19 protein-coding genes are annotated in these 23,211 nt (G+C 58.0%); 3 read left to right on the top strand and 16 right to left on the bottom strand.

All coding sequences use genetic code 11. The features are described from left to right. Positions 1-136: 136 nt before the first annotated feature. Together PYTT_RS00485 and PYTT_RS00480 are read right to left on the bottom strand one after the other, a co-directional pair. Positions 137-1,021, bottom strand: coding sequence for a tetratricopeptide repeat protein (locus PYTT_RS00485; protein WP_067772140.1), 885 nt, complete (start codon positions 1,019-1,021; stop codon positions 137-139). A 39-nt stretch (positions 1,022-1,060) separates the two neighbouring features. Beyond that, entirely contained in the window at positions 1,061-1,591 is a 531-nt protein-coding gene (locus PYTT_RS00480; protein WP_067772138.1) for a hypothetical protein, read from the bottom strand. A gap of 173 nt (positions 1,592-1,764) precedes the next feature. On the opposite strand from PYTT_RS00480, the gene PYTT_RS00475 reads away from it, so the two are divergent. The 3 genes from PYTT_RS00475 to PYTT_RS00465 are packed head-to-tail and all read left to right on the top strand — an operon-like array spanning position 1,765 to position 4,008. After that, complete coding sequence (locus tag PYTT_RS00475) at positions 1,765-2,550, top strand: SDR family oxidoreductase (protein WP_067772135.1); 786 nt, start codon at positions 1,765-1,767, stop codon at positions 2,548-2,550. Positions 2,551-2,609: 59 nt separating this feature from the next. Next, positions 2,610-3,131 (top strand): hypothetical protein, encoded by a 522-nt coding sequence (locus PYTT_RS00470; RefSeq protein ID WP_067772132.1) that lies wholly within the window; start codon positions 2,610-2,612, stop codon positions 3,129-3,131. A gap of 28 nt (positions 3,132-3,159) precedes the next feature. After that, complete coding sequence (locus PYTT_RS00465; RefSeq protein ID WP_083076349.1) at positions 3,160-4,008, top strand: SPFH domain-containing protein; 849 nt, start codon at positions 3,160-3,162, stop codon at positions 4,006-4,008. Between the two features lie 45 nt (positions 4,009-4,053). On the opposite strand, the gene PYTT_RS00460 is transcribed toward PYTT_RS00465, so the two are convergent. From PYTT_RS00460 to PYTT_RS00390, 14 genes are all read right to left on the bottom strand, one after another. Then, entirely contained in the window at positions 4,054-4,626 is a 573-nt protein-coding gene (locus PYTT_RS00460; RefSeq protein WP_083076347.1) for a phosphatase domain-containing putative toxin, read from the bottom strand. Positions 4,627-4,842: 216 nt separating this feature from the next. Continuing rightward, the gene (locus tag PYTT_RS00450) at positions 4,843-5,454 is read right to left on the bottom strand and encodes a hypothetical protein (protein ID WP_067772129.1); all 612 of its coding nucleotides are present in this window, start codon (positions 5,452-5,454) and stop codon (positions 4,843-4,845) included. Between the two features lie 26 nt (positions 5,455-5,480). Beyond that, positions 5,481-6,257: a HesA/MoeB/ThiF family protein gene (locus tag PYTT_RS00445; protein WP_067772126.1), complete on the bottom strand. Its 777-nt coding sequence runs from the start codon at positions 6,255-6,257 to the stop codon at positions 5,481-5,483. Between the two features lie 4 nt (positions 6,258-6,261). Continuing rightward, the gene (gene murJ, locus PYTT_RS00440; protein ID WP_067772123.1) at positions 6,262-7,824 is read right to left on the bottom strand and encodes a murein biosynthesis integral membrane protein MurJ; all 1,563 of its coding nucleotides are present in this window, start codon (positions 7,822-7,824) and stop codon (positions 6,262-6,264) included. Between the two features lie 34 nt (positions 7,825-7,858). Continuing rightward, positions 7,859-8,947: an adenylyltransferase/cytidyltransferase family protein gene (locus tag PYTT_RS00435; protein WP_067772120.1), complete on the bottom strand. Its 1,089-nt coding sequence runs from the start codon at positions 8,945-8,947 to the stop codon at positions 7,859-7,861. Positions 8,948-8,966: 19 nt separating this feature from the next. Then, positions 8,967-10,658, bottom strand: a complete 1,692-nt coding sequence (locus PYTT_RS00430; protein WP_067772117.1) for a hypothetical protein — start codon at positions 10,656-10,658, stop codon at positions 8,967-8,969. Between the two features lie 50 nt (positions 10,659-10,708). Next, a complete protein-coding gene (locus PYTT_RS00425) occupies positions 10,709-12,349 on the bottom strand; it encodes a tetratricopeptide repeat protein (protein ID WP_067772114.1) in 1,641 nt (546 codons plus the stop codon). Positions 12,350-12,361: 12 nt separating this feature from the next. Next, entirely contained in the window at positions 12,362-13,588 is a 1,227-nt protein-coding gene (locus tag PYTT_RS00420) for an aspartate kinase (RefSeq protein ID WP_067772111.1), read from the bottom strand. 24 nt (positions 13,589-13,612) lie between these two features. Further along, positions 13,613-14,938, bottom strand: a complete 1,326-nt coding sequence (locus PYTT_RS00415) for a homoserine dehydrogenase (RefSeq protein WP_067772108.1) — start codon at positions 14,936-14,938, stop codon at positions 13,613-13,615. Positions 14,939-15,070: 132 nt separating this feature from the next. Next, positions 15,071-15,391, bottom strand: coding sequence for a DMT family transporter (locus tag PYTT_RS00410; protein ID WP_067772105.1), 321 nt, complete (start codon positions 15,389-15,391; stop codon positions 15,071-15,073). Between the two features lie 18 nt (positions 15,392-15,409). Then, on the bottom strand, positions 15,410-16,732 hold the full coding sequence (locus PYTT_RS13175) for a hypothetical protein (RefSeq protein ID WP_156850301.1): 1,323 nt from the start codon (positions 16,730-16,732) through the stop codon (positions 15,410-15,412). A gap of 78 nt (positions 16,733-16,810) precedes the next feature. Further along, positions 16,811-18,922 carry a hypothetical protein gene (locus PYTT_RS00400; RefSeq protein ID WP_071133167.1) on the bottom strand — a complete coding sequence of 704 codons (2,112 nt, stop codon included), beginning with the start codon at positions 18,920-18,922 and terminating at the stop codon, positions 16,811-16,813. A gap of 205 nt (positions 18,923-19,127) precedes the next feature. Continuing rightward, positions 19,128-21,065, bottom strand: coding sequence for a hypothetical protein (locus tag PYTT_RS00395; protein ID WP_141675667.1), 1,938 nt, complete (start codon positions 21,063-21,065; stop codon positions 19,128-19,130). Between the two features lie 143 nt (positions 21,066-21,208). Further along, entirely contained in the window at positions 21,209-23,197 is a 1,989-nt protein-coding gene (locus PYTT_RS00390) for a hypothetical protein (protein WP_141675666.1), read from the bottom strand. Positions 23,198-23,211 lie beyond the last annotated feature (14 nt).

Raw genomic sequence — 23,211 nt, 5'->3', positions numbered from 1 at the left:
ATTCCGGATGGCCGTTTTTTAAGATGAATGGTTCGGAAGGTGTTCTGCGAGAGTTAGCGATATGCTGCACGGAGAAATGACCATGCCGGAGTATCGCGGGAAGGGCATCGCCGGATACCGATGGAGGAGGGAAGTGTCAGAGTGTTTGGAGCTGATGCTTGACCGCCTGCATGTTGATCTGAATTTCGCTGTTGCGGCGGAGTTCCCTCTGGTATTTGCCTGAGGGCTGGAGAGAGGCTGCCTTGGCGATCAGTTCAGACGAGCGCGTGAAGTTTCTTCTGCTGCGTTCGATGATGCCGAGCAGGAACCACGGTTCCGCAGATTGCGGTTTGTTGGCGGATGCCTGTTTGGCGAGCTGTTCGCCGAGCGTCCAGTTCCCGGCCTTGCATGCTTCCGCTGCCTGTTCGAGGATGGGGTTTTCGTCGTCCGAGTCGATGGTGACGGTGTAGGTGCTCTGGTGGGGAACCAGGTCGCGCACGATTTTGTCGGAGATTTCGTCGATTACCTCGTCGTGGGCGGCGTATTCGGAGTTGTACGAAGTATCGCTGCCGTAGTAATTGCGGTAGGCCGAGGAGCCGGTACAACGGGAGGAGATGCGGCAGGTGGTGCCGCCACGGACATCGTAGGAGGAGATGCGGCGGTCATCGTCGTACCTGTCCCTGTTGTGTTTTTTGTCGTGGTTGTGATCGTGGTCGTGGCTGGTATCGTAGTTGATGGTGCAGTCAAGATAGCTGCCGCTGAGGGCGACGAGTACGTCCGTATCGGGATCCGGAGAATGGAGCAGGGGCTGGATGCGGTAGAACCCGCTGGGGTGAAGCTTGATGCGTACTTCCCGGGCGATGTCGCGTCCGACGCTGTTGTCGGCGATGATGGCCAGCGTAGAGTTGCGGTTGACATCGATGATGGCCGGGACGGGTTCGTCGAGGGTGAGCGTCGTACCGCACGAGATGACGGACAGGCAGGACACGGCGAGGAGGGCGGGGCGCTTGACGAGGGATCGGAACGAGGAGAGGTCGAACATGGTGGTAAGCGGTGGTTTGATGGTGGGTGCGAGATGAGGTTACAGGGCGTTTTCCAGAAGTTGGTCTTCGCTGCCCCGGCTTTCATCGAACGGTTTGTCCAGGCGTTTCATTTCTTCATGGACGCGTTTTTGGGAGTCGTTCGTGGACCAGAGGTTGTTGATGGTGCGTCCGAGCGAGAAGAGATTGGACGTGTAGAGTTCCTTGGAGACGGCGCGAGTGTCGGTCAGGATGTTTTTCCTGTTGAAGTCGAAGAGGCGGGTGTACACGTCGCCGTTCTTGCCTCCGGCTACGAGGCCTACGCCCATCGGCAGGTAGGCGATGGTGTTGTTGGATGCCTTGCGGAAGCGGTAGATCCAGCATGAGCCTTTGTCATGGTCGAGCGGAACGACGTCGGAAGGTTGTCCGAATGCTTCGAACACATCGTTTTTCGTCGTCTTGCCGGGGCTCATGGCTGCCAGTTTTTCCTTGGCGGTCACAATATCCGTATTGCCGTACGTCACCGTGCAGGAAACCATGGCAGGTGCGAGCAGCAAGAGGGCGGCGATGGAATAGAGATGACTCTTTTGCATGTGTGGTTGAGAATACAGGAGGGAAGCGCCAGAGGCAAGAGGTTCCCATGTCATCGGATAGAGGAGCGGGTGCATGCATGAGTTTGTTTGGTATGAAGCGATTGGAGGCTGTTTTGTATTGCCCGTGCGAAAGCGTTCTTGCAATCGGAGTTGCCATAAGGTAGGATGGAGCCATGAAGTCCGGTTATTTTTCCAAGGTGGTGGTGGTGACTGGCGGCGTGCATGGGATCGGACGCTGCCTTGCCGAGGCCTTTGCTGCGAAGGGTGCGCATGTGGCGGTGATCGACAGGGCCGGGGAGGAGGGAGCACGGCTGGCCTCTTCTTTGCCGGGAGGCGGACATTTGTTCGTGCACGGGGATGTGGGGAAAAAAGAGGATCTGGAGGCGTTTGCCGCACAGGTGCTGACCAGGTACGGGCATGTGGATGTGCTGGTGAACAATGCCTGTTTCAGCAAAGGAGGTTTGCTCGGCGGCTGCTCGTATGATGACTTCTTGGAGGTGTTGTGCGTCGGCGTGGCGGCTCCGTATGAATTGGCCCGCCTGTTCATGGATCGTTTTGGAGAGGGCGGTGCGATTGTGAATATCGCATCCACCCGGGCGGAGCAGTCCATGCCGGATACGGAGAGCTATTCTGCCGCGAAAGGCGGTATCGTCGCGCTGACGCACGCCATGGCGATGAGTATGGCTTCCCGCGGTATTCGCGTGAATTGCATCAGTCCCGGCTGGATTCAGACGGAGGCCGCTGGTGCGGCTTTGTCCGAAGCGGACGAGAGGCAGCATCCTGCGGGCCGTGCGGGCGTGCCGGAGGATGTGGCAAAGCTGGCTTTGTTCCTGTGCGGGCCGGATGCCGGATTCATCAACGCACAGAATGTGACGGCAGACGGCGGCATGAGCCGCCAGATGATTTATCACGGCGAGCACGGGTGGTCGTATTGCCTCGGTGAGACGGCAGGGGAGTGAATGTTTTCCGGCTTGACAGCCGGCAGTTTCGCCGATAAGGTGACCATGTTGCGGCAAGCATGCTTCCGCTTTACATGCTGATTGTTTCCATGGATTTTTCTGATATTGAATCGTTTCTGCCGTTTGGTTGGGAGGTGACGCATTGGCTGCTTGCCGTAGCCGTGACGCTGCTGGTGCTGGATCTTTTCTTTCAGACGGAGGCTCTCTCTCTGGTTTCCGCAGGGGTGTTTGCGTTGTATTTCACGTTATGGGTGGATGCGCCGCTGCAATGGGATGTGCTTGTGTTTCTTGGGTTCGCCCTGCTGGCGCTTGCCCTGTACATGCTGTTCTGGCGGAAATTCGTGCTGCCTCTGGTTTCCCGCCTGCTGTTGAGGAATGCCGTGAGGGAGAGTGTGGAGAATGCTCCGGGTTCGGTCGGAGTTTTCCGGCGTATCGGCGAGGCCTGTTTCGTAGAATGGAACGGCGAATTGTGGGCGGTCGAGGCAAAGGATCTGAATGAGTTTTCCGACCGCGAGCCCGTGCTGATTCAAAATCAGTCGAACGGCACGTTTTTGATTGCCAAGTGCGGGAGTACGGCGTAAACTGCCAAAAATCAGCCCCGACAGTATCATGGATTTTTTTATCAGTATTGTTCCGCAAGCGCATTGCCGCATTATTGAGCGTTTTGGCAAGCCCGTGAGGGTACAGGAGAGCGGTCTGCGTTTCCGCATCCCTTTTCTGGAACAGGTGAAGAATGTGGCGGATGCATGGCCTTCGTCGAACCGTGACGGCGTGTTCATCGAAAAGGCCGAGCAGATTCTCGATACGACTCCCCGCGAATGTTTTACGCGGGATAATGCGAAGGTGTCCGCCGATTGCATTATTCGCTGGCGTATTGTGGATCCGATCAAGGCCGTGTACGAGGTGGATCGCCTGCACAAGTCGTTGATCGAATCCGTACTGAACGAGATGCGCGCGGTGATCGGTTCATCCGATCTGGATTATATTCTCGGTTCGCGTGCCACGCTTTCGGAAAAGATCGTAGCCAATGTGGCGGCGACGGCGCAGCGGTGGGGTATCCAGATTATCAGTATCGAGATCAAGGAGCTGCGGACCGATCAGGTGACGCAGGACGCGATGCTTCAGCAGCTCAATGCCGAGCGACAGAGCCGTGCCATCAGCCTGGAAGCCCGAGGCAAGGCGGAAGCGACGCTTCGCGATGCGGAGGCAGAGAAGGAAGCCTCCATTCTGAAGGCCGAAGGAAAAAGCCGCGCGCTGGCGATTCTGGCGGAGGCGGAGAAGAGTTATCTGGAGGCATTGTCCGCATCCGTCGGCAAGGAGGAGGCAGCCCGCATTCTGATGGCTCAGAAGATGCTGGATGCCTATGCGGTGATCGCTTCGAAGCCGGGCGACAAGGTGTATATTCCCACGGGGATGAATACGCTTCTTTCCCTGAACGACCAGCAGGGCGGCAAGTGAGGAATTCCGATTTTCGGAGAATGGCTGAATCCGCAGCGGGCGGTTTCAGCCTTTTTTGTATTTCTCGGTGAACTGCTGCCAGTCGATGGCCTTGACCAGTTCGGCAAGGTTGGAGTAGTACCATTCATGGTGGCCGAAGGGGCCGTCCGTCAATTCCTGCAAAGCGGCATCGGGAGTCCATCCCTGCTCGGCGATGCGGTAGGCTGCACAGACGATGCCTGTACGGTCGGAGCCGTGCCAGCAATGGACGAGAACGGGGGAGGGAGCTTTTTTGATGGCGAGAAGGCAGGCGAGCAGTTCGTCTTCGGTGACGCTTCCGGCTGCGAGCGGGATGTGGAGGAGTTTGATACCGGTGCCGCGCGCTTCCTTGTCGTCGGAATGGTATTCACGAAGGTTCAGGACGGTTTTGATGCCGTATTGTTCGAGTTTGCGGAAGTCTTTGCGGGATGGCTGCCCGGAACGAAGGAGTTTCGGGGAGATTTTGTAGCAGTTGTCGACGAGTGCCAGTTTTTCGGCATGGGCGGCCGGTTGTTCTTCTTTGGAGGAACAGCAGGCGAGGAGTTGCACGGAGATCAGCAACAGGAGGGAAAGGCGTGTGACGGAGGCAAGCGGAATCATGGATGAAATATTTTTCTACACTAACGGTTTTTTTCCAGGGTGTCAAACGGAAAAGAAAGGGCAAGGGGCGTGCGTGGATTCTGCATTCTGTTTTCAGCAGCAGTTTGGCATGTTGTTTGATGATAAAACCACGATGCTTTTATATAGGGCATATATGATGAATGCTCGTATGCGTCAATGGGCTTGTCCCCGACGGAGGGGTGAGCCGGGATGGCGTCAGGGCCAGTTGTAATCCGGAGCTTTTTCTTTGGGAAACGGTTGGATGCGCCGTTTCAATTCGCGGAGGATCTGGTAGCGGATGTCCATTTGCCTGAGTCGTTTGCAATGGCCGATGCCCGAGTTTTGTCCGACTATGTGGAAGAGTTTGCGGTTTTCCTTGATGAAGGCCAAGTAACGGTCCATGTTGGTGACGATGTGTTCCCAGAGGTCGAACAGGACGGCTTTGTGATGGATGCCAAGGAGCGGGAAGGAGAAGGGGAGCATCCAGATTTCGGTGCAAGCGAGTATCTGTTTCAAAGCCTGATGGACAACATCCGTGTCTTGATGCCGCAGGAGAATGCAGTTGAGAATGGTTTTCTGCATGTCCGACAGGCTGGGAAAATCGTATTTGTGAGGAAGTCTGCGGCGGACATGGGGCCAGTGATCCTCATTGTAACCATGATAGATGGTGGATGGTATTGTCCATGTTTTGCCCTGCTGTGAGGCGTGATATGTGTATCTGTAGGTAGCCGGATCCAGGGAGGATAATGCTTTGATGACGGCGGCTACATCTTCTCCGAGTTCTGGCGGAAAGCAGCCGGGCAGGATTTCATAGGCATTCAGTTCCATGGCGGGGATGGATGTTTCCGCGCACCTTATGCGGATGTGTCCGTATGGCAGGCGGGGCAGGATGGGTCGCGGGGCAGGGTGATGCGGGTGGCCTTGCCTGTGAGGAGGTCGAGGTGCAGCATGGCGCCGATCAGGGGCTGTCCTGCGCCCGTGATGAGTTTGATGGTTTCCATGGCTTCCATGCAGCCCAGAGTGCCGGCGACGGCTCCCATGATACCGAGCTGTGCGGGTGTGGGGTAGGTGCCGGGTACAGGGATTTCCGGTACGGCGCAACGATAGCAAGGGCCTCCGAGGTGGGGGGCGTAGACGGTGACTTGCCCGCCGTATTGCGATACGGCCGCACTGACGAGCGGGATGCCGAGCGCGAGTGCAACACGGTTCAGAGCATCGCGGGTTTCGTAGTTGTCGGAGGCATCCAGAAGGATGTCGTAACCGCGGACGGTTTCGATGGAATCGGCTGTAAACGGTTGTTCGTGCAGGACGATGTCGAGATCGGATCGGAGGCCGGAGAGCCGGGCGGCGGCGCTTTCGAGTTTGGGGGTGCCGACGCTTTGTTCGCTGTGCAGGAGCTGGCGCTGGAGGTTCGAGGCTTCCACATTGTCGAAGTCGCAGAGACCGAGCCTGCCGATGCCTGCAGCTGCCAGATACATGGCGGCGGGCGAGCCGAGGCCGCCGCAGCCGACGATGAAGACGGAAGCCTGTTTCAGCCGGAGCTGGCCTTCTTCTCCCATGCCGGGAAGGATAGTCTGGCGGGCGTAGCGGGTTTGTTCGTCGTCGGTCAGTCGGGAGGTGGGGTGCATCATGGCGTCAGCGGGCGAATCGTTTGCGGAAGGCGTTCAGTTCGGGTACTTTCAATATCCAGGCGGCTGCCAGATAGGCGATGCCGCCTATGCCGCCGACGAGGGCAAGAGAGAGGAGTTTGGGCCAGAAGCCCCATGAGGTGAAGCCGTCGAAGAGGTAGTAATGTCCGATGGCATAGATGGCTGCCATCGGGAGGCCGGCAAGGATGATGCGGATGAATCCGGGGAGGAGCGTTCCGGCTCCGGAACTGCCCATGAGCCGCGAAAGGTAGATGTAGTAGGCGGCGAAGTTCAGCGTGGTGATGATGGAGGTGGTGACGGCGAGCCATGCGGCGTTACAGTGCAGGATGTTGACGAAGTAGTAGTTCAGCGAGACACTGATGCCCAGTGCAATGACGGCCATGATCATGGGAGCCCACGGTTTTTCGACGGCCATGAAGACGGGCTGGACGACTTTGATGCCGGCATATCCCAACAGGCCGAGGGCGTAGGAGGCGAGGACGTTGCCCGTGAGTTCCGAGGCGCCGGCCGTGAATTCGCCGCGCTGGAAGATGAGGGAGACGATTTCCGTGCCCAGCAGGCCGAGGGCGATGGTGGACGGGACGGCGAAGAAGGAGACGAAGCGCAGGGCCTTGGCGATGTGGTCGGAGATGAGTTTGCGGTCCTCACCGAGGATCATGCGGGAGACGGATGGGAGGACGACCATGCCCGTGGCGACACCGAAGAGGCCGACGGGAAGCTGCCACAGGCGGAAGGCGGCGGAGAGGGCGGTGACGGAGCCGGATTCCAGTTGAAGGGCAAATGTGTTGTTGATCAGTACATTGAGCTGGGTGACGCCTGAAGCGACGACGCCCGGCAGCATGAGGAACCAGATTTTTTTACAGCGGAGGTCTTTCCAGTTCCAGTCGGGTTTCCACCGGAATCCGGCCTGCCGGAGCTTCGGCAGCTGGACGGCGAGCTGTGCGCCGCCGCCGAGTACGACGCCGATGGCGAAGCCGTAGAGGGCCATGGGGCCGAAGTGGGGATCGAAGCAGTAGCCGATGGCAAGGCCGAAGATGACGGAGACGATGTTGAATGCCGCTGAGGCCAGCATGGGCAGGCCGAAGGAGCCGCAGATGTTCAGGGCGCCCATGACGAGGGCCGAGAGGGAGGCGAAGCCGATGAAGGGCCACATCGTTTGGCAGAGGCCCGTAGCCAGTGTCAGGTCGCGCGCTTTACCGGTGGCCGGGTACATGGCTTCCATGATGGGTCCGGATACGAGGATGCCGATCGTGATGATGGCGAGCATCAGCGTAGTAAGCTGGGTGGCGATTTTCCGGGTGAGGTTCCACGCGGCTTCTTCGCCGTCCTGCTGCCGCGTTTTGGAGGCGACGCTGGTATAGGACTGGGAGAGCGCACCTTCCGCAAAGAGGTCACGCAGGGTGTTCGGGATGCGGAAGGCGGTATAGAATGCATCGAGCGCTCCCGTCGCCCCGAAGAGGGATGTATAGACGAGTTCTCGCACCAGTCCGGTGAAGCGGCAACAGAATGTGGCCGCGGAGGCGATCATGCTGCTGCGCATCAGGGACATGTTACGGGCAGGGTATGCGTTCGGCCGGTGCGGCTCAGGCGAGCTTGCGGCAGTACGGTTCGATGGGTGTGAGCTCCGGCTGGGCCTTGATGGCCTCTTCGCGCGCTTCCGGGGTGGGGAAGAGGTAGAGGGCGTAGCCGCCGTGGCCGCCGCCGCAGTATTTGCGGGCGATGCTGCCGGAGATGGCGGGCAGGGGTTTCATGCCTTCTTCGAGCTGGACGCTGTAATACAGGGAGACGCCTGCGGCGAGGGTCTGGATGTTGCTTTCCAGTACGCCGGTGCGGGCTATGAGCGAGCTTTGGGCGATGCGGTCATAGTCGCGTTCCTTGCCGACGTTGCCGGGGGTGTCGTGTTCGTAGCCGGTGTAGTAGATGGCCATGCGGCCTTCGAGGAAGTCGCCCGTGCATTTGGCATCGAGGATGGGGCGTTCTCCGGAGCGCCAGACGCAGAGGCCGGTTTCGGAGATGACGGCGGGATCCTGCCAGCCGACGCCGAGGTCGAGTTCCGATTGAAGGGGATTGCGGCCTTCGAGGATGGCCCATGCTCCGCTGCCGCCCATGCCCGATTTCTTTTCGTATTTCCAGTCGCGCAGGGAGACCATGGGGGTGACGGAGCAGTTGACGATGTATGCGCCCGGGCGGGAGTATTTCGGTACGTCGAGCCAGCCTCCGGCGAAGTCGACGCGAAGGGGTACTTCTGTGGGCGCCTTGATGCGGTTGACGAGCAGCGTGGTGGAAACGGGTGTGAATTTCGGCGGTGTTTTGGGGAGGACGAGGTATTGTGCTCCGACTTTGGCGCACAGGTCCTTTTTGACGTCCGCATAGAGGTCGTCTTCGGTGACGGCGAGGATGTCCGGCTTGATTTCGAGGAATTCCTTTTCGAAGTCGAGGCCTTTTGTCATGCATGTGCCGACGATGACTTCATCAACCATGCGGAGGCTTTCGAGCAGCACTTTTTTGTGTTCGTCCGGGATGGAGGGTTTGCGCTGCTTGTGGTGCCAGAGTACGTCTTCCGAGGCGAAGGAGACGATGAGGTAATCGCCCAGGGCGCGGGCTTCCTGAAAGAACTGGATGTGTCCGGCGTGGAGGATGTCGTAGCATCCGGAGACGAATATTTTTTTCATATCGAGAGTGGGTGAAAGGTTATTTGCGAGGCGAGGAGGGAAGGCGTTCGTCGATCTGCTTCAGGATGCTGCGGGCCGTGTCCTTGTCGCGGTCGAGGTGATAGGTGTTGGCGTATTCGCGTACGGCTTTCTTGAAGAGGGTGGATTCGACATCCTTGCTCTGTTTGGTTTTGGCAAGGGTTTCCTGATCTTCTTCGCTCATGGCTTTGATGGTGTCCACGAGGTTTTTATAGACTTTGCGGGCTTCGTAAACCTTTCTGTTTTTGAGGTGTGCGTTGCCGATTTTCAGGAGGTTGCTCAGGCGGCGGCCGTCAGTGTCCTTGGCGATGGCTTGCAGGGGAATATCCGCACGGCGGAACCACGTGATGGCATCGGCGTATTTTTCGTTGTCGAAGTAGTAGTTGCCGAGTTCGCAAGCCATGTCGGCCTTGCAGGCCTGCTGTTCTTCGGTCGGGGCGTCGTTGTCGGGCACCATGTTCCAGCATTCGAGGAGTTTCTGGATGCGTTCTTCTCCGACGGTGTTGTTGCTCAGGAAATAGAATGCCTTGAATTTTTCGTTGGGATCCGTTTCGTTGGCGGCAAGGTATTTGAGGTCGGCAATGGCCTCGTCTTGAGCTCCCCGGGCGCTGTTGGCGCGTGCGCGGAGCCGGGTGATGCGCAGTTTCAATTCGGGCGTCATTTTGTTGAATGCTTCTGCAAAGGCGGCTGCCTGCGAGAGGGCGGAGACGCAGCCGTCGTAATTGTTGAGTTTGTAGCGTATTTCTCCGAGGATGAGTGTGCATTCGGGGAGGCTCTGTTCTTCATCGGGATAGGCCAGCAGGGATTCGCGACAGCGGTCGAGATCGGCCTCGATGTCGAGAAGGGCGTTACGATCCATGCCTTTGTTGTCCTGAAGCCTTTTGCGGGATTTTTCCATCAGGATTTTAGGGATGGCGGGCGATTGGGTGCATTTGGCGTTTTTGAGGATGGTTTCCGCCAGTTGGAGTCCAGATGCGTTGCTGACATCCGAAAGTTTGTCACTGAGGAGTAGCAGGTTGGCGGCTTCGGATGCGATGGCGGCATTTTCGGAGCATTTTTTCTGGATGCCGGGTTCGCTGAGGCAGGAGAGGATTTCGATGGCTTTTTTGTCCTTTTTCAGAGCAAGGAGCGTGGCCGTATGGCGGCGCAGGGAGCGGACGAGGTATTCGATCGGCTCGTTCGAGTTGCGCATGCTTTTCTGGATTTTTTCCTCAAGGCGGATTTGCAGTTCGTCGTCGCCCCGTTCTTTCGCTTCGACGGCGAGATCTTCAAGTTGCGGAATGCGGATGACGTCTTCGACATTCGGCAGGATTTTCTTGGCTTCCTTCCACTCTCCTGCGTCGATGAGGCGGTTCATCAATGTCCATTCGAAGCGCTGTACCGTCGCCTTGTCGTAGATCTGGTTGGATTGGGGATCGGTGGTGATTTCTGCCAGGCGGATTTTGTAGTTTTGCGCGAGTTTGAGGAGTGTAGCGCGGTCGCCGCCGAGGTCGCGCATCAGGGAGGCGAGTTTGGCATTGGCCTCCTGATTGCTGATGATTGTGATGGTGACGGGATCGAACATTTTCTGGATGTTCGATTTCTGGTAGATCAGAAACGCCGCCCCGCAGAGGAGCGCGGCGATGATGACGACGGGGACGATCGTCCGGTGAGTGCGTTTGCGCGGTTTGTAACGGCGATTGATGAGGGACATGGCGGTGGGGGAGATGTGTTCCGGTTGGCGGTGTTATCTGAAAGGGGCGGTCAGCGGCGGCGAGATGTTCTCGTGCTGCGCGGTTTTACGGTTGCTTTGTCGGCAGACGCAGGGGAAATATTGGCGACGCCCAGAGCGCGATTGCAATCCTGAAGCCGGGATTGCATGTCCTGCCTGCGTTCGTCTGTTTCTGGGGTCATGGCGATGAGGCGTTCCCAGTAGGTTTTCGCTTCCTGCCATTGCTTACGTTCCTGGCAGGCGTAGGCGAGGCTCATCAGGGTGAGGGCGAGGTCTTCCTGCGGCGCGGCCTCGCCGAGCCGGTCGAAATAGCCGAGGGCTTCTCCATAGGTCCGGGTGCTTTCATCGGTGTTGCCGTTGATGTCGCAAGCCTGGCCGAGGGAGCGGGCGACGCGCGCCAGTCCGGCGATGTCGGTGGGCAGGTGCTGTTTTCTCAGGCTGTAGGCCTGCGTGAGGGCTTTGTGAGCCTGTTCTCCCTTGCCGAGGAGGATGCAGGAGCGGCCCATGCCTTCATAGGCTTGGGCGAGGGCGGTCGGTTCGGTCTGGAGTTTGATGGCTTTGAAGAAGTCTCGGGCGGCAAGTTCCGGTTCGTTCTGGAGGAGGTGTACCCAGCCGCGCTGGTCGTACAGGCAGGTCCAGTAGGGGTCGTTGTCCGGGAGACGGCCGTGGGCTGCGCCGTCGGCACGGTAGAGGTAGGCGAGGGCGGCGTTGTAGTCCCCCTTTTTGACGGCGAGCTGGGCGAGGGTGCGGAGGCCGCTCATCATGTACCCGGCATCGGCGGGAGTGGCGTTGAGGGAGTCGACGCCTTTGATGAGGAGTTTTTCGGCTTCTTCTTCGCGTCCGGCATCCATCAGGGCTTCTCCGAAGCAGATTTGGGCGCTGCCGAGCTGAAGGCCCTGTTCGCCTTTCCAGAGGCCGAGGGCTTTTTCGAAGTATTGGTTCGAGTCGTTTTTATTCCCCTGCGTGCGGAGCAGCCGGCCGAGCTGGACGAGGGTGTTGGCCTGGAGCAGCCGGCCGGATTCCCCCAGGGTGAGGGCACGGTCGCTGAGGGTTTTCAGGGCGGTTTCGAGTGCCTGCGGGTTGTTTTGGCCCGAGAGGAGTTCGACCTGTTTTTCGAGGCAGCGGATTTCTTCGCGGGTCATGCCGAGGCCTGCGTAGTTTTCCTGCGCCTTTTTCCACCACCGGAGAGCCTGTGCAGGATCGCCCAGTGCGCTTTCGGCGCGGGCGACGCTTTCCATGCGGTGTGTCCACAGGGCAGTGGGTTTGTCTCCCGTACGGTCGAAGAGTTCCTGAAAGAGTTCTCGCCCGGCGGCTATCTGTTCGCGTTGGAGCAGGGAGAGGCCGAGTGTCCATTCCACTTCGGTGAGGACTTCAGGGTCTTTGATCCAGGCAAGTTCCTGTTTGCGGTTGCGGACGAGCTGCGAGAGGCTTTCCGTGTCCGAAGCCGCGCACTGCATGAAGTGCTTGAGGTGGTCGACGGCTTTGTTGTCGCTGGCCGCGATGGCGTTGCTGGAGGGTTTGTTCGATCCTTCGGCAAAGCCGTGGGAGACGCCGAGACGATAGGTGTAGATTTCCAATCCGACGATGGCGGCGACGAGGCCGCCGATCACCAGCCATTTGGCCCAGGGGGCCGGGGCGTATTGTCCCGAATGGTCGTCCGGCGTGTGCTCCATGGTGATGCGGGGTTATCCGTTGACGCGGTGGAGGTTGAAGGCGTCATGCACGACTTGTGCCGCGCGTTCGATGTCGATTTCGTCGACGGTGACGGTGATGCGGATTTCCGAGGTGGAGATCATGCCGACGGCGATGCCTGCATCGGCCAGTGTTTGGAAGACGGTGGCAGCGACGCCCGAATGGGAGCGCATGCCGATGCCGACGACGGAGAGCTTGGCGAGGCCTGCTTCCGTTTCGAGCTTGGCGGAGGAGCCGAATTCGGCGATGAGGGGTTTCAGGGCGGCCTGGGCGGAGCCGAGGTCGTTCATGTGCATGGTGAAGGATTGGCGGGCGACGCCGTCATGAGCGGTGTTGGCCACGATCATGTCGATGTTGATTTCGGCTTCGGCGAGCGCTCCGAGGATTTTCGCCGTGTAGGCGACGGGTTCGCTGATGCCGGCGATGGTGACGCGGGCCTGGTTGCGTTCGATCGATACGCCGCGGACGACGACGGCTTCCATTGCAGGGATTTCTTCTTTCACGATTGTACCGGGATGGGTGTTCATGGAGTTGCGTACTTCAAAGACGACGCCGTACTTTTTCGCAAACTCGACGGAGCGGGATTGCATGACTTTCGAGCCGCTCGAAGCCATTTCGAGCATTTCGTCGTAGGAGAGTTCATCGATTTTGACGGCGTTTTTGACGACGCGCGGGTCGCAGGTGTAGACGCCGTCCACATCGGTGAAAATCTGGCAAATGTCCGCCTTGAGCGCGGCGGCGAGTGCGATGGCAGAGAGGTCGGAGCCGCCGCGGCCGAGGGTATGGATGAGGCCTTCTTCGGTGGTTCCCTGGAATCCGGCGCAGATGAGGATGTTGCCGTCGGCAAGGTATTGGTGCATCAGGTCCGGTTTGATGGATTTGATGCGGCCCCGCGTGTGGGAGCCGAAGGTGCAGATGCCTGCCTGCGCGCCGGTGATGGAGACGGCTTTGCCCCCCATGTCGTGAATGGCCATGCTGAGCAGGGCGATGGATTGCTGTTCTCCCGTCGCCATCAGGACGTCGAGTTCGCGTTCGCTGGGTTGCGCCGTCACGTCTTTAGCCAGCTTGATGAGTCCGTCTGTGACGCCGCTCATGGCGGAGACGACGGCTACTACCTGATTGCCTTCGGCGACCGTTTCCATCAGGCGGCGCGCGACGTTGCGGATGCGATCAATGGTACCGACCGAGGTACCGCCGTATTTCTGTACGATGAGAGCCATGGATGCTGCTGTGTGGGGGATGGTTTAGGTGGAAGATGTGCCGAGTTTTTCGATTCGGAAGACGGCGGGAGAGGGATCGATGTCCGCAAACTGTGCGATTTCCGCCAGTGCGGCCTGAAGCTGTCCCCACGGGCAGGAGTGGAGAATGAAGACGAGGTCGTTCCACATGGTGCCGTGTTCGTCCGGCGCGCCTTTGGTGGAGCTGGTGGCGGAGATGCCGATTTTGTGCCAGGCGAGGGAACTGGCGATTTCGGCGATGGTGCCGGGCCTGTCCGCCACGCGGAAGCGGACGTAGCAGGGGGTGACGGTTTCGTTGATGTTGAGGACGCGGCGTTCTTTGTCGTAGGGGTGGAATCCGGTGTGGTGTTCCGGGTGGAGGGATTCGCGCATGGCCGTGATGACGTCCGCAATGACGGCGGAGGCCGTGGGGTTTTTGCCTGCGCCGCGACCGTAGAAGAGTGTTTCGCCGACAATGTCTCCATCGACGGCAATGGCGTTGAAGACGCCGTCCACCGAAGCGAGGATGTGGTCGTTCGGGATGAAGCTGGGCTGTACGCGCAGTTCGAGAGCGTCGGTATCATCGTGATGGCGGATGACGACGAGCAGTTTGATGTTGTAGCCGAGCTTGCGGGCGAATTCGAAGTCCACTTGCTGGACGCCCTGAATGCCGGAGACGTAGATTTTATCGCTGGTCAGGGGCGTGCCGTAGGCGAGCATGGTGAGGATGAGCGCCTTGTGGGCGGCGTCCCATCCGTTGATGTCGAAGGTCGGGTCCGCTTCGGCGAAGCCGAGCTGCTGGGCGCGTGCCAAAGCTGTTTCGAAGGATACTCCTTCCAGCTCCATGGAGGAAAGGATGTAGTTCGAGGTGCCGTTGATGATGCCGATGATGGATTTGATGTGGTTGCAGATGAGCGAATTCTGCATGCTCTGGATGATGGGTATGCCGCCTCCTGCCGATGCTTCGAAGTAGAGGGGGACGCCCATTGTGGCGGAGAGCTGGAATAGTTCGGAGCCGTATTCCGCGAGGAGAGCCTTGTTGCCGGTGACGACGGGTTTGCGTGCCTGCAGCGCGGCTTTGACGAGCCGATAGGCTTCGGTGGTGCCGCCGATCAGTTCAATGATGATGTCGATTTCAGGGTCGTCGACAAGGTCGCGCCAATTGTCCGTCAGGAGGCCGGGAGGCAGTTCCACATCACGTGGGCGAGAAAGGTCGCGTACGGCGACTTTCCTGATGGCAAAGGGGATTTGCGCGCGGGCTTCGAGGATGGCGTGGTTGCGGCTGATGGTTTCGTAGACACCCGTGCCGACCGTGCCGAGCCCGGCGAGGCCCAACTGTAATGGCTTCTCCATGATATATCGTGCGCGGGGAGTCTAGCGGGAATCGTGTGCTTTTTCAAGCCAATAGTTTGGCAAGAGGCGTTTTCGTCCGCCCGGCGGCGATGCTTCACACGGGCTCGGTTGCAGAGGGACGTGAGCTTTGCATCAATGGACGCATTTCAGACCGACGACTCCGATTAGGATGAGGGAGACGAAGAGGAGGCGCAGGAGGCTGGAAGAATCCCCGAAGAAGCAGATGCCGAGGATGACGGTTCCGACGGCTCCGATACCCGTCCAGATGACGTAGGCGGTGCCGATGGGTATGCTTTTTTGAGCGAGATACAGCAGGTACCCGCTCAAGGCCATGGATGCGACGGCGAGGCTGATGGAATGGCAGAAGTATCGGGGGTAGGTGTCGGCCAGTTTGAAGCCGAGAGGCCAGCCGATTTCAAATAATCCGGCGAAGATGAGGCAGAGCCAGGGCATGATCGGATGAGATACGGGTTATTCCGTTTTCAGGTGGAAGTGGAGGTGGGTTTCGTGTTCACCCGGCGTAATGCTGCCGTGGAGGCTGTCGATGGTTGCATGAATTTGGTCGATGGTTGCCTGCGTGTCCTTCAACGCGTGGTCTTTGCCGTAGGAGAGCAGTGCATGAATACCTTGATCCTGCCAGATGATTCCGGAGACAGGGGATGCTTGGCATTTTGCGAGAAGGTTGCCACTGGTATGCAGGATAACATCCGTTAACGGTGTAGGGACGATAGAGGAGATTCGGTCGGTACCGGGAAAGGCACGAAGTTGTGTGGTTAATGCCTCGTGGAATTGCTGATCAATATGGAAAAGCAGGTTGTATTTTTTATCCGGAATGGTATTGATCATGGATACTTTATCCGTGGAGAGGATTGATTCCTGCGGTGTTTTGGCAATTTTGAGGTCTTTGTCCGGATCGTCACAGAGGCTGACGATCAATTTGTCTCCCTGCATAGTTGCCAGAAGATAGGTTTCTCGTTTGTTCAGTCGACGGAACATTTCCTGATAGTGTGGCGGTGAGTTTTTCTGAACGTATTGCGCCAATGTTTTCCCATCAAAACGTATTCCTTTCCAGAACCTACCTGAGAAAGTGCCTTCGGTATATTTGCACCCGCGATTCCGGAAATATTCCGGAATCAGTCCTTCAATGTTTTGCCCAGAGGATTCGAAGATCATACGAACCTTTGCCGCCCGTTCGGGTGACAAGTCGAAAACAGCAAGTACATTCGGTACAGGTATGACGATGAGGTCTTCAAGTATCGGCAAGAGAGTTTCGTCAATCCAACGATCCTCCTCGGCATAATATGCATCATTGATGACTGGTGGTTGGTCGGGATCAAGCTTGTCTTCGTAGAGTCGCATGTGAGCGTCAATTTGTTCACGGCTACGTACTAGGCGAACATAAATGGAGAGAAATTGTGCGATGTTTCGTGAGGAGCGAACTCCTGTCGCGACCGTGACGGAGGTGATGCCGCTTTGAGAGACGGTGTTTTTAAGGTTATTCAAGGTGTCTTCATCCAGATGGAGTATTTGCGACCAACGGGTAGTGATGAAGGTATTTGTGAATTCGGGAAGATTCGGAATCGTGCAGAAGATTTCTGTATCGGGCGGCAGTAGTGCGAGGTTGTCAAGTTGTGCTGTTCGCTGATTGAGCGTAGTCGACACATGTGTTGTTATGGTATCCTTATGGAGGGAGGATGACGGTGGGGTGATGGATGTTCCTTCCTGTGCGTGTCCGGCAGACATGAGTGAGAAGGCAGAAAAGAATACCGTTATATTGCGAGTAGATGCAGACATTGCTCAGTGAGGGGAGAAAAAGATGCCCGTGAAGCGGGTTCGCCGGGCATCTTCGGATGGTGTCTGTGGGCGATCTGGTTATTTCTCTTTCACGTAGAGGTGGATGCGCGTGCCGTTGGCTTCCGGTGTCACGGTGCCGTAGACGCCGTCGAAGGCTTTGTCGAGGACGTCGACGACTTCACGGACTTCTTTCGTGTCCATGCCCATTTTGTCGGCGAGCGGGAGGTCTTTGTCCACCATGGCTTTGATGGGCGCCATGCGGAGTACGAAGGCTCCTCCCTTGAGCGTTCCCGTGGCTTTGGCTGCCGTTTCGGCAATCTGTTTGTTGAGCGGCTGGGATGCGCTGATGACGAGCTGTTTGTCGTTCAGGTCGGTCTGGATCAGAGACATGGCTTTGCCATCGACGAAGATCGAGGTCGGGCCGTCAGCGCTGCCGATGATGCCTATATTCTTGGATTGCAGTTTGGCGAAGCTGTCCGCGACGGTTTTCCATCCGGCGAGGATGGAATCCCTGTTCTGCACGGAGGCGTAGAAACCGATGCGGGGTACTTGCAATTGAGCCAGTTCCGGCGCGGGTACCATGTCGGCGGGCAGGGAACCCTGATTGTCCACGACGACAGCCATGCCGCCTTGCAGTCCTTCGGTGATGGTTTCGACTCCCATCCAGAGGGTGGCGAGTTCCGGAAGGGCAAAGGAGGAGGCGAGCTGGCGAAGGCTGTGGCCGACGTATGCCAGAGAGGTTTTCAGGCCTGCCTGGGTGCTGATGCTTTCGCCGTAGAGGATGGTGGTGGGAAGGTCAGCCATGCTGGCGAGTTTCAGCGTGGCGTTCGGATCAATGGTTTTATCCTGTCCGTATGCCATTTCGGCGTGGATGCCCTTGTCCTGCCAGATGATGCCGGTGATGGCTGCGGGTTGCACCATTTTCAGCATGTCCACGTAGGAATTGACAAGGGTGTCTGCATTGATGCCGGGAATGGAGATTTTGCCGCTGCCGAGCTGGGTTGCGATGGCGGTGGATAATGCTTCCTGGAATTTCTTGTCAACGTAGAAGAGCAAGTCGGGGTTTTTGTCCAGACGCGCATCGGCAAAGGCGACTTTGTCCGTGGCAAGGATGGATTCCTGCGGGGTTTTGGCGAGTTTGATTTCCTTGGCCGGGTCGGTGCAGATGCTGATGATGAGCTTGTTGCCCTGCATGGCGGTAAGGATGCTGGCTTCACGTCCGGCAAGTCCGGGAGAGACTGCCTGAGCCAGTTCTTTTTCGGAGTCGGACATGCTGTCCCGGTCTTCTTCGAGGAATTTCACGAGCGTGGCTCCATCGAAATGGATGCCTTGCCAGTGGAGGCCTGCATAGTCTCCATCTGTGAAGGTGATGCCTCGCTTGGTGGCTTCTTCTGCGGCATATTTTTCGAATTGATTGCGCATTTCATCAATGCCTTCGCGAGCGGTTGCTGCATTGTCTTCCGACAGTTCGATGATGGCGAGGACGTTCGGCAAGGGCGCTTCGCTGAGGTCCTTGAGGATGGGGATCATGATTTCGGCCTGCTTTTTATCGCGTTCGGCGCGGTATTTGTCCCATGCTTCCATGCGTTTGGCTTCGCGGGCCATTTGTTTTTCGCGGGCCTGTTTCTGTTTTTCGAGAGCTTCTGGAGTCGGTTCCACATCTTCGATGTCTTCGTCGAGGCTGTCACCATCCTCTTCGTCATCGGCTTCCGAGTCGTCTCCCGTGGAAAGTTCCAGTGTTTCTTCGGGGTAGGGGATGTCGATTTTGTCCATTTGCTCGATGCCGTAGGCCATGCGGAGTATGATGGGCATGAGGTGTGCAACGGCCTGGGACGATTGGGCTCCCGTGGAGATCGTGAGGGAGGAGAAGGCATCTTCGGTGAGGTCGGTGCGAAGGTCTTCCATGTAATCCTCATCCGGGTTCAAGGCTTGCAGCCAGCGCGAAGCGGTGGCGCGTTCGAACGATGCGCCGAGGCTGGGGATGGTGAAGAAGAATTCGGTGTCGGCCGGGAGCAGGGCAAGGCTGCCGAGTTTGGCGGCACGCTGTTCGACAGTAGCGGAAGCTGCCGGGGCGGCTGACATTTGCTGGAGGGTGGCGGTCGGCGTGGAAGCGGGGGCTTCCGTTTGGGCGTATCCGATGGGTGCCAGTGCGGATGCCGCAAGGAGCATCAGGGAGCGTCGGGTGTTCATGTGCGTATGGTATGTGGTTGTTGTTGTTTACCTGAGCGGTTCCGTATATGTTTGTGGCGGGAGCCGTTTTGGCGTACGTCGTTATTTTTGTCGATCAGGTGACGGGATGCAAGCAAAAAATCATCCATCAGGGTACACGGTGCAGGTATGTGCGCCATGATCTGTTGCCCGGATGGATGATTGAAGGTGTGAAGCTGTTGTCAGGTTATTTTTCCTTGATGTAGAGGTGTATGCGCGTGTCCTTGCTGCTCGGGGTGATGGTGCCGTAGATGCCGTCGAACAGGGAGTCGAGCATGTTGATTTCCCCAATGGGGATGGGGAAGTGCATGCTTTGGAGCATGGGAGCGCCTTTGTCGAGCATGCTTTTGACTGGTGCCAGCCTCAGCACGAAGGCTCCGCCCTTGAGGGTTCCGGTGGCGTTGGCGGCCGTTTCGGAGATCTGTTTGTTGAGGGTCTGGGATGCGCTGATGACGAGTTGTTTGTCGGAAAGGTCCGCTTGTACCATGGCGCAGTAGGGCAGGAATTGGTCCGGTATTTGGAGGCCCATCGGCTTCAGAGAGTCGTAGGCTTTCAGGATTTCTTCCCACCCGGCGGTGATGGTTGCCTTGTTGCTGATGCCGAAATAGGCAGCCATGCGGGGAACTTCGAGTTTTTCGATGTCGGTGCCGGGCATGAGCTCGGCGGGCAGGTGGCCCTGATTGTCGATGATGAGAGCGCTATCGCCGTCCAGCCCGCCGGCGCTGGTTTCAATGCCGTGCCAGAAGGTGTTGATTGCAGGAAGCGCCATGGATTGGGCCAGTTCTTGGATGTAGCTTCCTATTTCGGCAAGAGAGGCATCGATCGCTTCTTTGGTGTTGATGCTTTCGGTATAGAGGATGGTGGAAGGCAGATCCGCCATGGATGCCAGTTTCAGGGGGCGGGCGGGATCGAAGCTTTTATCCTGTCCGTATGCCAGTTCGAGGTGGATGCCTTTGTCCTGCCACATGAGGCCGGAAATGGGAGCGGCCTGCATGAGCTTGAACTGATTGAGAGTGCCATGGCTCAGGTCGAGCCGGTCCAGAACAGACGGCAGGGCATCCGAGAAGCTTTTGTCGATGAAGAACAGGATGTCGGGGGTCTTGTCCAGTACAGGGTCGGCAAAGGCGACTTTGTTCGTGGCAAGGATGGATTCCTGCGGAGTTTTGGCGATTTTGATTTCCTTGGCCGGATCGGTGCAGACGCTGACGAGGAGTTTGTTGCCCTGTATGGCGAAGAGGAGGTAGGCTTCGCGTTTGGAGAGGTAGGCGGCATTGTCCCTAAAGCATGGTACGAAGCCGGTAGCGTTCGAGGAGGATTCGGTTTGCTGCAAGTATTGGGCGATTTCAGCACCCTGATAGTGGACGCCTCTCCAGAGGATGCCCGCATGTTCACCTTCGTAGTAGGGTTGTTTCATGCCGGAAATTTCTTGCGCAAATTCCTCTTTCATGGCAGCCAGTCCTGCCGTGATTTTGGCGACGGCTTGATCGGGCAGTTCCGCAATGGCAAACGCGGTAGGTAGCGGAGACTGGAGAAATTCCTTGATGACCGGATTCATGATGGCTCGTTCCTGTCGGCAGTGTTCATCAATGTACTGTTGATACGCGGCTTTCTGTTGTTCTTCCGTTTTTTTGTCGAAATCCGGATCCGAAAAACCAGGATTGGGTATATAGATGCTGTCCATCTGGGCTTTGGCCTGAATGGCATGCATCAGAAGAGGCATGATTTGGGCTACCTTTTTGCCTGAATTTGCACCCATGGAGATCGTCAGAGAACGGAGGTCCATGGAGCCGGTTGCCTTTTCACGAGGGTAGTCGAAGATGTCCATCCACGCGGTCGTGATGTCTTCGGGCTTGAGGCCGAGGCGGCCCCATGCGGATTGAGCCAATCGATCGGCGGTGCCGGGGAGGTTGGGGATGCTGAAGAAGATTTCGGTATCGGCCGGGAGCATGGCCAGAGTCCCAAGTTTGGCGGCGCGCTGTTCGACGGTAGCGGCGGACGCTGCCGGAACGGCTGCCATCTGTTGGAGGGTGGCGGTCGGCTTGGTTGAGGAGGCGTCCGGTTGGGCGTATGCGATGGGAGCCAGTGCGGATGCTGCAAGGAGCATCATGGTGTGTCGGGTGTTCATGTTTGTGGTATGTGGTGGTTGTTTGGCGTTTGCCCGGTTTTCGAGGCGGAGCCAATGTGTTCCGTGTACAGGTTGAGTATGGTTGATTTCGGTGGAGGATGCAAGCCATTCATGAAGGACGGCTTGCATTGGAGTGAAGCGTTTTATTTTTCCCTGATGTAGAGATGGAGTTTCGTGCGGTTCGTTTGCGGTGTGGCGGTGCCGTAGATGCCGTCGAATGCCTGGCTGACGTGTTCGATGATTTCCATGATCTGGTCGGGGATGGGATCTCCCTGTTCGGCGAAGATGGGGACGTTGCGGTCGATCATCTCTTTGATCGGGGCAAAGCGCAGGACGAAAGCCCCGCCTCTGATGTCGCCGGAGGTTTTGCCGACGGCTGCGAGTATCTGGTTGTTGAGTGCGTCGGATGCGCTGACGACGAGGTTTTTGTCCGTCAGGTCGGTCAGGAAGATGTCGGTTCCGTTGCTGCGCCAGTAGGGGATGAGTTCGTCGGACAGGAAGTCGTCGGCATCCATCGTTTCGAGTTCATGGACGACGGTTTGCCAGCCCTGTTCGATGTCCTGCCTGTTGCGGACATCGGCATAGAAGGCGATGCGGGGGATGTGCAGTTTGGACATGTTGCCTGCCAGTTCGGCGGGAAGGTGCCCCTGGTTGTCCATGACGAAGGCGGCATCTCCCTGCCATCCGTCGAGGATGGCGGAGAAGCCCCGGCCGATTTTGCGGAATGAGGCGTCCGTCAATTCAAGGCCGTCCGCAAGGGCGCGGGCGATTTCGGCGGCGTAGGGCATGAATGCTCCGATGCCTTCACGGGAGCTGGCTCCTTCCGCATAGAGGATGGTGGTTGGGCGGTCGGCGATGGAGGCTATTTTCAGTATGGAAGACGGGTCGATGGAGCGGTCTCGCCCATAGGCCAGTTCGGCATGGATTCCCTTGTCCTGCCAGATGATGCCGTTGACGGGAGCAGGCTGGATCAGGGTGCGGCATGCCTGGCAGAATTCGATGATGGACGCGGCGTAGAAGCGGGGCTGTATTTTCTTTTCCCGAGCCATTTGTTCGTCGATTTCACGGGCGAGGTGTTCGAAGAAGCTCTGGTCGATGTGGAAGAGCATGTCCGGATGCAAGGGAAGCCGTGCATCGGCAAAGGCGGTTTTGTCCGTGGCGAGGATGGATTCCTGCGGAGTTTTGGCGAGGTGTATTTCCCTGGCCGGGTCGGTGCAGATGCTGACGATGAGTTTGTCCCCGTGCGTGGCGGCAAGGATATAGCATTCGCGGCCGGAGAGGAGCGGTTCCATTTCCTTGAGCCATCGGGCGTATGCCGCGTCCGACGCATACAGGGCGGCAGTCCGTTGCATGGAGCCGTATATTTTGCCGCCGTCGATGCGTACGCCCTGCCAGTGGAGGCCGTCGTATTGTCCTTCGTGGAATTCGCCGAGGAGGTTGAACCAGCCTTCATGCTCGCGGTCATTGCACAGTTGCTGGATTTCCTGCATGACGGCGGGTATTTTCTCCATCTGGCGGGCGGGCAGTTCCGCGATGAGGGTGATGGCCGGAAGCGGTGCGGAGTACAGGTCTTTCAGGATGGGGCTCCGGAAGGGGTGGGTTTGCCTGTGGCGTTTCTGATCGTATTGCTGCCATGCGGCCATGATTTGTTCGTCGGTCATGTTTTCCGATCCGTAGGCAGGCGGCTGCGGGATGCCGAGGCGTTTTTCCCGGCAATCGGCTATTTCCATGCGGCCCAGTATCGGAAGGATGCGGGCGAGTGCCTTGGTGGATCCGGCGCCTCCGGCGATGACGAGAGACCGGGGGTATTCCTTTCCGGCAAGCAGTTGCTTGACGAGATGAAGTTCGGGCAGGTCCGGATAGGCGGTGCGCGCCCAGTGGGATTGCGAGAGGCGCTGCGCGCTGCCCGGCATGTCCGGGATGGAGAGGAAGAATTCGGCATCCTGCGGGATCATGGCAAGGGAGCCGAGGGCTGCGGCACGTTGTTCTGCCGTAGCCGGGGCGTTGCGCGGAGTTTCCGCCATTTGCCGGAGTACGGCTTGCGGAGTGGCGGATGGAGGGGCTGCTCCGGCGTGTGCGGCAGGATGCAGAACCGATGCTGCCAGGAGCATCAAGGTGTGTCGAGTGTTCATGAAGATGATTGGAA

This window comes from Neoakkermansia glycaniphila (genome assembly GCF_900097105.1).
In the GTDB taxonomy this organism is placed as follows: domain Bacteria; phylum Verrucomicrobiota; class Verrucomicrobiia; order Verrucomicrobiales; family Akkermansiaceae; genus Akkermansia; species Akkermansia glycaniphila.
This window is presented reverse-complemented; position numbering and strand designations above follow the sequence as displayed.

Bases quoted from the DNA above. Each gene is read 5' to 3' on its own strand.
- PYTT_RS00485 (WP_067772140.1), bottom strand. From the start codon at position 1,021: ATGTTCGACCTCTCCTCGTTCCGATCCCTCGTCAAGCGCCCCGCCCTC.
- PYTT_RS00480 (WP_067772138.1), bottom strand. From the start codon at position 1,591: ATGCAAAAGAGTCATCTCTATTCCATCGCCGCCCTCTTGCTGCTCGCA.
- PYTT_RS00475 (WP_067772135.1), top strand. From the start codon at position 1,765: ATGAAGTCCGGTTATTTTTCCAAGGTGGTGGTGGTGACTGGCGGCGTG.
- PYTT_RS00470 (WP_067772132.1), top strand. From the start codon at position 2,610: ATGCTTCCGCTTTACATGCTGATTGTTTCCATGGATTTTTCTGATATT.
- PYTT_RS00465 (WP_083076349.1), top strand. From the start codon at position 3,160: ATGGATTTTTTTATCAGTATTGTTCCGCAAGCGCATTGCCGCATTATT.
- PYTT_RS00460 (WP_083076347.1), bottom strand. From the start codon at position 4,626: ATGATTCCGCTTGCCTCCGTCACACGCCTTTCCCTCCTGTTGCTGATC.
- PYTT_RS00450 (WP_067772129.1), bottom strand. From the start codon at position 5,454: ATGGAACTGAATGCCTATGAAATCCTGCCCGGCTGCTTTCCGCCAGAA.
- PYTT_RS00445 (WP_067772126.1), bottom strand. From the start codon at position 6,257: ATGATGCACCCCACCTCCCGACTGACCGACGACGAACAAACCCGCTAC.
- murJ (WP_067772123.1), bottom strand. From the start codon at position 7,824: ATGTCCCTGATGCGCAGCAGCATGATCGCCTCCGCGGCCACATTCTGT.
- PYTT_RS00435 (WP_067772120.1), bottom strand. From the start codon at position 8,947: ATGAAAAAAATATTCGTCTCCGGATGCTACGACATCCTCCACGCCGGA.
- PYTT_RS00430 (WP_067772117.1), bottom strand. From the start codon at position 10,658: ATGTCCCTCATCAATCGCCGTTACAAACCGCGCAAACGCACTCACCGG.
- PYTT_RS00425 (WP_067772114.1), bottom strand. From the start codon at position 12,349: ATGGAGCACACGCCGGACGACCATTCGGGACAATACGCCCCGGCCCCC.
- PYTT_RS00420 (WP_067772111.1), bottom strand. From the start codon at position 13,588: ATGGCTCTCATCGTACAGAAATACGGCGGTACCTCGGTCGGTACCATT.
- PYTT_RS00415 (WP_067772108.1), bottom strand. From the start codon at position 14,938: ATGGAGAAGCCATTACAGTTGGGCCTCGCCGGGCTCGGCACGGTCGGC.
- PYTT_RS00410 (WP_067772105.1), bottom strand. From the start codon at position 15,391: ATGCCCTGGCTCTGCCTCATCTTCGCCGGATTATTTGAAATCGGCTGG.
- PYTT_RS13175 (WP_156850301.1), bottom strand. From the start codon at position 16,732: ATGTCTGCATCTACTCGCAATATAACGGTATTCTTTTCTGCCTTCTCA.
- PYTT_RS00400 (WP_071133167.1), bottom strand. From the start codon at position 18,922: ATGAACACCCGACGCTCCCTGATGCTCCTTGCGGCATCCGCACTGGCA.
- PYTT_RS00395 (WP_141675667.1), bottom strand. From the start codon at position 21,065: ATGAACACCCGACACACCATGATGCTCCTTGCAGCATCCGCACTGGCT.
- PYTT_RS00390 (WP_141675666.1), bottom strand. From the start codon at position 23,197: ATGAACACTCGACACACCTTGATGCTCCTGGCAGCATCGGTTCTGCAT.